This is a genomic window from Actinomycetota bacterium (assembly GCA_030776725.1).
Classification (GTDB): Bacteria; Actinomycetota; Nitriliruptoria; order Nitriliruptorales; family JAHWKO01; genus JAHWKW01.
Map to the genome: position 1 here is coordinate 1 of JALYHG010000186.1, position 8,405 is coordinate 8,405.

Consider the following 8,405-nt stretch of genomic DNA (forward strand, 5'->3'; position numbering starts at 1 on the left):
CTTACGGGCCTGTAGGTGGCCGCGTCCGCTGCGACCCGCCCGGGCCCCCGTCGCCGTGGTGCAGCTCGACCGGCGTGTCGAACATCAGCGTCCGGATCGGCCACGGGATGGTCAGACCGGCACGTTCCAGGGCGGACTTCGCGTCGGACAGCACCCGATCCTGTACCCGGCGGACGGTGCGGATGTCGGGCAGCGTCCAGTAGCGCAACTCGAAATCGACGCTGAAGTCGCCGAGCTCCGTGAGCAGCACCTCCGGCATCGGTTCCGCCAACACACCGGGCGCCTGCGTCACCGCCTCCATCAGGACCTGCCGCGCACGGTCGTGGTCGTCGCGGTAGTCGACCCCAACCGTCAGGGTCGTGCGCCGCGAGCCGCGACGGGTCATGTTGCTCAACGGGTTGCGGAAGACGTCGCTGTTGGGGATCAGCACCGTGACCCCGTCGTAGGCCACCAGGCGGGTGACGCGCAGGTCGATCTCCTCGACGGTGCCCTCGAAATCGCCGGTCTCGATCTGGTCGCCGGCACGGAACGGTTTGCGGACCAGCAGGATGATGCCCGACACGAAGTTCTCGAGGATGTTCTGCAGCGCGAACGCCAGCGCGAGACCGGCGATCCCCAGCGTTGCCAGCACCGCGCCCACCCGCACACCGGCGACGGACAGCGCCATCAGAGCCGCGACCACGACCACCAGGAACCGGACGATCCGCCCCGACAGTCCCACCACGACCCGGTCGGCCCGGGTGCGTTCGAGGAGCTGCTCGGTCCACCGACCGAACCAGCGGGCCGCGAGCAGACCGGCGACGAACAGGACCAGCCCGACACCGACCAGCGGCAGCCGGGTGAGGAACGCCGCGACCAACGCCTCGATGGTGTCGCGGACCACGTCCAGGGCGTCGCGGAGGGTGTCCACGTCCCGGTCGACGATCAGGGGGACCGTCTCGGAGGGGGTCGGCAGCGGCTGCTCGAACGGCTGGGCGTACACCCTGCCGAGGCTAGTCCCAGCCGCCGTGTCGGTCGCCGGTTGCTCGGGTGCCGCCTTGCCATCCCGTACCGTGGTCGACCGGGCGACCACGACGACGGACGAGGCGAACGTGGCGAAGACCTCCCGGCGGGCCCGGGCCAAGACCGACGAGTACTCCGCCGAGCACATCTCCGTGCTCGAGGGTCTCGAAGCGGTCCGCCGCCGCCCCGGCATGTACATCGGGTCCACCGACGCGCGCGGGCTGCATCATCTGCTGTGGGAGGTCGTGGACAACGCCGTCGACGAGCACCTCGCCGGGCACGCCGACCACATCACGGTGCGGCTGCTGGCCGACGGCGGCTGCGAGGTGACCGATGACGGGCGCGGCATCCCGGTCGATCGCCACGAGAAGGAAGGCCGCCCCGCCGTCGAGGTCGCGCTGACCAAGCTGCACGCCGGCGGGAAGTTCGACCGCCAGGCGTACGCCGTGTCAGGCGGGTTGCACGGCGTGGGGGTGTCGGTGGTGAACGCGCTGTCGTCACGGACCGAGGTCGAGGTCGACCGCGACGGCTACCGGCACGCCATCGCCTTCGAGCGCGGCCCGGTGGCCGAGCCGCTCACCCGGCGCGGCGAAGCGCACGGGACCGGGACCACGGTGCGGTTCTGGCCCGACCCGGACATCTTCGAGACGAGCGAGTTCGACCACGCAACGGTGGCACAGCGGCTGCGCGAGACCGCACTGCTCAACCCCGGCCTCGAACTCGTCCTGGCCGACGACCGCACCGGCCGGTCGGAGACGTTCCGGTTCCGGGCGGGGCTGGCGGACTTCGTCGCGGAGCTGCTACACGGCCGCGACCCCGTCGATGAGCCGATCGTGATCCACCACGAGGGTGAGGTCGGCGGCGACCCGATGGCCGTCGACGTGGCCCTGACCTGGAGCGAAGGGTTCCACGAAGAGAGGCTGCGCTCGTACGTCAACGTGGTGCGCACGGTCGACGGCGGCACCCACGAGGAAGGCTTCCGCACCGCGCTGACCCGGACCCTCAAGAAGTTCGGCCGCGACTCGAACGCGCTCACCAAGAAGGACCCCGACCTGACCGGCGACGACGTCCGCGAGGGTCTGGTGGCGGTGATCTCGCTGAAGATGCCCGACCCGCAGTTCGAAGGCCAGACCAAGGGACGGCTGGGATCCAGCGTCGCCCGCAGCTACGTCGAGTCGGTCGTGTCCGAGGCGCTGGACGACTGGCTCGCCAAGCACCGCAGCGTCGGGCGGCGGATCGTCAAGCGCTGCGCCATGGCCGCCAGGGCCCGCAAAGCCGCCAAAGCCGCCCGGGAACTCACCCGCCGCAAGGGCCTGCTCGACACGCAGTCCGCGGGGCTGCCGGGGAAGCTCGCCGACTGCACCAGCCGGGATCCGGCCGAGACCGAGCTCTACATCGTCGAGGGTGACTCGGCCGGCGGGTCGAGCAAGCTGGCCCGCGATCGCCACACGCAGGCGATCCTGCCGCTGCGCGGCAAGGTCCTCAACGTCGAGAAGGCGCAGCTGCGCCGTGTGCTGGAGAACTCCGAGATCCAGGCGCTGATCAAGGCCGTCGGGACCGGGATCGAGCCGGACTTCGACTACGACGCGCTGCGCTACGACAAGGTCGTGCTGATGGCTGACGCCGACGTCGACGGCGGGCACATCACCACTCTGCTGCTCACCTTCTTCTACCGGCTGATGCCGGCGCTGATCGCCAAGGGGCACCTGTACCTGGCGCAGCCCCCCCTGTACCAGCTACGGCGCGGCACCAAGGTGGCGTACGCGATGAGCGACGAGGAACGCGACCGGCTGGCGCGGACGGAGTTCAAGGGGCAGGGAAAGGTCGAGACGCAACGTTTCAAGGGGCTCGGCGAGATGGACCCCGAGCAGCTGTGGGCCACCACGATGGATCCGGCGCGGCGGACGCTGCTGCGCGTGACGGTCGAGCACGGCATGGAGGCCGACGAGCTCTTCACGATGCTGATGGGCGATCAATCCGAACCGCGCCGCGACTGGATCGAGCGCAACGCCAGGTTCGCGCAGCTGGACTGACCGGCGAACACGAGGGAACGAGCGATGCCCAAGCAGATGGATCTGCTCGGCGGCCAGGTCGTCGACGTCCCGATCGAGGACCGCATGCAGCAGGCGTTCCTCGACTACGCCATGTCGGTGATCGTCGACCGTGCCCTGCCCGACGTCCGCGACGGCTTGAAGCCGGTGCAGCGGCGCATCCTGTACTCGATGTGGGAGTCGCGCCTGGTCCCCGACCGGCCCTACCGCAAGTGCGCATCCACCGTCGGCGAGGTGATGAAGAAGTACCACCCGCACGGTGACGCAGCCATCTACGACGCGCTGGTGCGTATGGCGCAGGACTTCTCCAGCCGTGATCCGCAGATCGACGGACACGGCAACTTCGGGTCGATCGACGGCGACCCGCCCGCGGCGATGCGCTACACCGAGGCGCGCCTGTCGGCCCTGGCGATGGAGCTGCTCGCGGGCATCGACGAGGACACGGTCGACTTCCGTCCCAACTACGACGGCTACGAGCAGGAGCCGGAGGTCCTACCGGCACGGTTCCCCAACCTGCTGGTCAACGGGGCCACCGGGATCGCCGTCGGGATGGCGACCAACATCGCACCCCACAACCTCGGCGAGGTGATCGACGCCACCCTGCACCTCCTCGCCCACCCGGACGCGACGCTGGACGACCTCCTGGAGCTCGTCCCGGCTCCCGACTTCCCCACCGGCGCCCGGATCGTGCACACCGACGGCATCCGCGGCGCGTACGCGACCGGCCGCGGCGCCGTGACGATGGAAGCAGTCGCCACGACCGAGGTTCGGACCGGGAACCTCCCACGCATCGTCGTCACCGAGATCCCGTACCAGGTGAACAAGGCGACGCTGCTGGAGAAGATCGCCGGGCTGGTGCAGGACCGCCGCATCGACGAGATCCGCGACCTGCGCGACGAGTCGTCACGCGACGGCATGCGCATCGTGATCGAGCTGAAGCGTGGGGAGGACCCCGCCCAGGTCCTCGAGAAGCTGTACCGCTCCACCGATCTGCGGTCCAACTTCAACATCAACTGCGTCGCGCTGGTCGACGGCGCTCCCCGCACGCTGGGGTTGAAGGACTGCCTGGCCGAGTACGTCTCCCACCAGCGGCAGGTGCTCACCCGCCGCACCACCCACCGCCGCGACCAGGCCGCAGCCCGCGCCCACGTGCTGGAGGGTCTGCTCACCGCCCTCGACCATCTCGACGAGGTCGTGGCCCTGATCCGCGCGGCCGACTCCGCCGACGCCGCCCGCACCGAGCTGGTGGCCCGCTACGAGCTCTCCGAGACGCAGGCCAACGCGATCCTGGACATGCAGCTGCGACGCCTCGCCCGGCTGGAACGCCGCAAGCTCGAGGACGAGTACCGCGAGCTGCTGGGGATGATCGAGCAGCTGGAGGCGATCCTGGCCGACCCCCGACGCTTGGACGCTCTCCTCGCCGACGAGCTGGGCGACGTGAAACGGGTCCACGCCACCCCGCGTCGCAGCGCGATCGTGGCCGAGGGGATCGCAGCCGAGGACGTCCTGGCCGGCGGGTCCCGCGCCGGGTTCGAAGCCCAGGACGTCACCGTGTCCGTCACCCGTGGTGGGTACCTCAAGCCGATCCCGCAGCGCCGGACGACCCCGGCCCACAAGCACCGCAGCGACCCGGTCGTGGCGGTGCTGCGCTGCACGACCGACCACACCGTGCTGCTGATCGACGAGGAAGGCACCGGGTACCGCGTCGACCTGCCCGACGTCCCGGTCGTGCGGGCGCGGGACCGAGGCACCCACGCCGCGCAGGCGCTGGGCGAGCCCCCCGCCGCCCCGATCGCCGGCGCGGTGGTGCTCCCGAACGCGGCCGCGGGGGCCGGGACCGTCGAGGGATCCCCCGACGATGTGACCGTGGTGACCGCCTCCGCCCAGGGGCAGGTGAAGCGCACAGCCGTTGGCGAGTACGACACGAGAGCCCGAACGCTTCAGGCTGCCGGCGTCAAGCCCGGCGACCGGATCGTGGCGGTGGCGCTGTGCCACGACGACGACGACCTGGTCGTGGCCCACACCGGCGGGCTGGTGACCCGTTTCCGCGCCGAGGACGTCCGCCCGATGGGACGAACCGCCACCGGCGTGATCGGCATGGACGTCCCCGACCGCGAGAGGGTCGTCACCCTCAGCGTGGTCGAAGGCGGCCGTGATGACGGTGACATGGTCACGATCGCGGCGGACGGCGCCGCCAAGCGCACGCCCCTGGAGGAGTACGGCGTGAAAGGGCGGGGCGGCAAGGGCCTCCAGACCGGTACGGACGCGCTGCTGTTCTGTGGCACCGCAGCGGACCTGCACATCGCAGGCGAGCAGCCGTCGGTGATCCGCCCCGTTGAGCTCCCCGAGGCGCGGCGCACGGCCCGCGGCACCGATCTCGGCGTGCCCGTCGGGGCGCCGGTCGTTGCCGAGGCATCCCCGATCGGGGCGCGCTAGACGACTCCAGCCGCTGACCCGCGCTCCGGATGTTGGCGATCCTCGTTGCCGTCGAGCTGACCATCCACCCGACGGATCACGGCATGCTGTAGGTACAGGGTGATGCCACGGTCGTCACCGGTGAGCCAGGCGATCGGTCGTGGCCCTGTCTCTTGTCAGCGCCCGCAGGGCGGCGAAGCGAGCGATCGCCGGTATGGCGGGTAGTAGGTAGAGCAACAGCCCGTTCCACTGCAGGGCGTACACCATCACGGTCAGCGCCATCACCGCAGTGAGAGCTGTGGTCAGACCGGACCGGCGGTGGCCCCTGATCCGGAGGGCAAGCCACACTCCGACGACGTGTCCGATCACCGTGGCGGTGCCGATCACGAGGTAGAGGAGCGGCACGAGCGCGAGGTTGGCCATGCCAAGACCGGGGTCGCCTTGGAACCAGCGGCCTTCGAAAACCCACACGTAGGCCGCCCCACCGCCGACGAACGCTCCGACTGTTCCGCCACTGAGCGACGCGAGGTATCCGCGCCCCACTGGCCGACTGGGCTGACTGGCAGAGGTCCGCACGTCGTCCACCACCGTCCGTCAGCGCTGCGACGATCACCGGTCGCACGGTACCGCCACGAGGAGAACGCTCGATCGAACCGACGGCGGCGATCAGTTCGACCTGACTCCGGACCATTTCGTGGAAGCGGCCCTCGCCTGGTCGTCCGACGGCACCCGTGTGGCGTTCGTGGCCTCGGCGACGTCAGTCCGCGGCGACGATCCGTGACACGCTGCCGCCAGCCTCGGCGACGTAGACCTCACCGGCCGCGTCGCGGCCGAACGACAGCGGGTAGCCCAACCGGCCGACCTGATCGGTGAAGTCCACGACGTCCGCGGGTTCACCGGGTGGGGGCAGTCGGAATCCGCGGAGGAACCCGCCGCAGTAGTCGGTGAACACGTATGTGCCGCCGAGATCGACGATGGCGTCACCGCGGTAGACCTCGCCCCCCACGATGGCGCAGGCGTCCGAGCTGTGGACGTACTCGGCGACCGGCAGGACGTAGCGGTCGCCGTCGCAGGCGTCGCGTAGGCAGCGGCTGCCCTCCATGGCGGGCCAGCCGAAGTCGAGCCCGCCGACGTCAGCTGCCACGACGTTGATCTCCTCGCGTCCCTTGGCGCCGACGTCGGCGACGATCAGCTGGCAGCGGGAGCCGTCGAACGTGAACCGCCACGGGTTGCGCAGCCCGGTTGCCCACACCTCTGGCGCCCCGCTCATCCCGTCGGCGTGTGGGTTGTCGACCGGGATCGCGTACGCCTTCCCGGCCGCGGGGGGGCCGTCGACGTCGATCCGCAGCAGCGACCCCAGCAGGTCGCGGGGATCGGCTGCGCGGGCGCCACCATCCGACTTGTCACCGCCATCACCCAGTCCGAGGTAGAGCATCCCGTCGAGGCCGAACGTCAGCGTCCCGCCCTGCTGGATCACCGCGGGCTGATCCACGGTGAGGAGCGTTCGGGCGCTGTTGGGGTCGGCGCGGTTGGGGTCGTCGCCGGACACGCGGTACTCGGCGACCACCGTGTCGGCCTGCAGGTCGTCGTAGTGAACGAAGAACCGGCCGTTGTGGGCGTAGCGCGGGTGGAACGCGAGCCCGATCAGGCCGCCGTCACCAACCGCCTTCGCTCGGTCGGTGAGATCCAGGAACGGGCGGTCGAGGAGACGTCCGTCGGCGACCACCCGGATGCGTCCGTCCAGCTCCAGGACGAACAGGCGCGGGTCTCCGGGCGGTGCGGTGATCAGCGACGGGTGGACCAACCCGGTCACGATCGGCTCGAGCGCCAGGTGTGGTGTCGTGGCGTCGCCCGCTGGCGCATCCGGCGGGGCGTCGGGACAGGAGAACCGCTCGGGCGTTGGGGCGCCGGCCGGCGCGGCGGTGGTCGCCGCCGTCGGTCCCGCCGCGGTGGGAGCGACGTCCGCTGGTCCCGCTCGTGTGCAGGCGACCACAGTGGCGGCCACGGCGACCAGGCCGGCGGCGGCGCGCCGCAGAGCAGCGTGCCGGCGTGGTCCTGCGTCGCCGTCCGTATCCTGGCTGGGTTGGGGCACGCTCACCTCCGGGCGGCCCGCGAACAACGGGAGCGTCCGTGCCGCTCGGTGACCGGTTCGACACGGTCCTCGCCGCGGCACGGGCGGGGGCCGACTGGGCGTGGACGGAGTTGTACCACGACCTGGCGCCGGTCATCCTCGGCTACCTCCGGAGCCGCGGCGCGCACAGCCCCGAGGACGTCGCCGGCGAGGTCTTCCTGCAGGTCGTCCGCGACCTGCACCGCTTCGACGGGGACGAGAGCCGGTTCCGGTCCTGGGTGTTCACGATCGCTCACCACCGCCTGATCGATGCTGGACGCCGCCGGCGTCGACGGCCGTCCGACCCGGTCACCGACGAAGCCCTCGAGCGGGCGCTGCCCCACAACGAGGGGCAGGAGGGCCTCGAACGCGTCGCTGAAGCGGAGTTGCTGGAGGTCCTCAACGACCTGACCGAGGATCAGCGGACCGTCCTGCTGCTGCGGCTCTTCGCCGACCTGAGCATCGACGACGTGGCCGAGATGCTGGGGAAACGTCCCGGCGCGGTGAAAGCGCTGCAACACCGCGCGATCGGGAGGCTCCGCCGCCGGCTGGAGCGCCACCCGTATCCTGCCGGGCCGCTCGAACGCTCACCGGAACGATGAGCACACGACGCAGCGACGACATCGACCGCATCCTGGCCGGCGCAGACCCCGGCCAGGACGACGCGTTGGCGTACTTGGCCACACTGCGGCGTGCGTTGATCACCTCCCCCCCTGAGGACGTCGCCGAGCGCCACCTGGCCGCGATCGCTGCCGCGGCGCAGCAGGCCGCGCACCGTCCGCCTCCGGCCCCCGCGCCGCAGTGGCAGCCGGTGCGCCGCTGGACAC

General features: G+C 70.9%; 7 protein-coding genes. 4 read left to right on the plus strand and 3 right to left on the minus strand.

The features are described 5' to 3' along the window. Position 1: 1 nt before the first annotated feature. Positions 2-982 carry a mechanosensitive ion channel family protein gene (locus tag M3N57_08920; protein MDP9022800.1) on the minus strand — a complete coding sequence of 327 codons (981 nt, stop codon included), beginning with the start codon at positions 980-982 and terminating at the stop codon, positions 2-4. A gap of 166 nt (positions 983-1,148) precedes the next feature. Here M3N57_08920 and M3N57_08925 point away from each other — a divergent pair, with 166 nt between their 5' ends. Beyond that, entirely contained in the window at positions 1,149-3,035 is a 1,887-nt protein-coding gene (locus M3N57_08925; protein ID MDP9022801.1) for a DNA gyrase subunit B, read from the plus strand. 24 nt (positions 3,036-3,059) lie between these two features. Then, positions 3,060-5,489 carry a DNA topoisomerase 4 subunit A gene (locus M3N57_08930; protein MDP9022802.1) on the plus strand — a complete coding sequence of 810 codons (2,430 nt, stop codon included), beginning with the start codon at positions 3,060-3,062 and terminating at the stop codon, positions 5,487-5,489. Between the two features lie 114 nt (positions 5,490-5,603). On the opposite strand, the gene M3N57_08935 is transcribed toward M3N57_08930, so the two are convergent. Together M3N57_08935 and M3N57_08940 are read right to left on the minus strand one after the other, a co-directional pair. Continuing rightward, entirely contained in the window at positions 5,604-5,891 is a 288-nt protein-coding gene (locus M3N57_08935; GenBank protein ID MDP9022803.1) for a hypothetical protein, read from the minus strand. A gap of 334 nt (positions 5,892-6,225) precedes the next feature. Further along, positions 6,226-7,560, minus strand: coding sequence for a PQQ-dependent sugar dehydrogenase (locus M3N57_08940; GenBank protein MDP9022804.1), 1,335 nt, complete (start codon positions 7,558-7,560; stop codon positions 6,226-6,228). A gap of 38 nt (positions 7,561-7,598) precedes the next feature. Between M3N57_08940 and M3N57_08945 the strand changes: the two genes are divergently transcribed. Together M3N57_08945 and M3N57_08950 are read left to right on the plus strand one after the other, a co-directional pair. Beyond that, the gene (locus tag M3N57_08945) at positions 7,599-8,180 is read left to right on the plus strand and encodes a sigma-70 family RNA polymerase sigma factor (GenBank protein ID MDP9022805.1); all 582 of its coding nucleotides are present in this window, start codon (positions 7,599-7,601) and stop codon (positions 8,178-8,180) included. Beyond that, positions 8,177-8,405 (plus strand): hypothetical protein (locus M3N57_08950; protein ID MDP9022806.1); only part of this gene is annotated, 229 nt, incomplete at its 3' end. The genes M3N57_08945 and M3N57_08950, both read left to right, overlap by 4 nt.

Excerpts from the sequence above, each read along its gene's own strand:
- M3N57_08935 (MDP9022803.1), bottom strand. The coding sequence starts at position 5,891 with ATGGCCAACCTCGCGCTCGTGCCGCTCCTCTACCTCGTGATCGGCACC.
- M3N57_08930 (MDP9022802.1), top strand. The coding sequence starts at position 3,060 with ATGCCCAAGCAGATGGATCTGCTCGGCGGCCAGGTCGTCGACGTCCCG.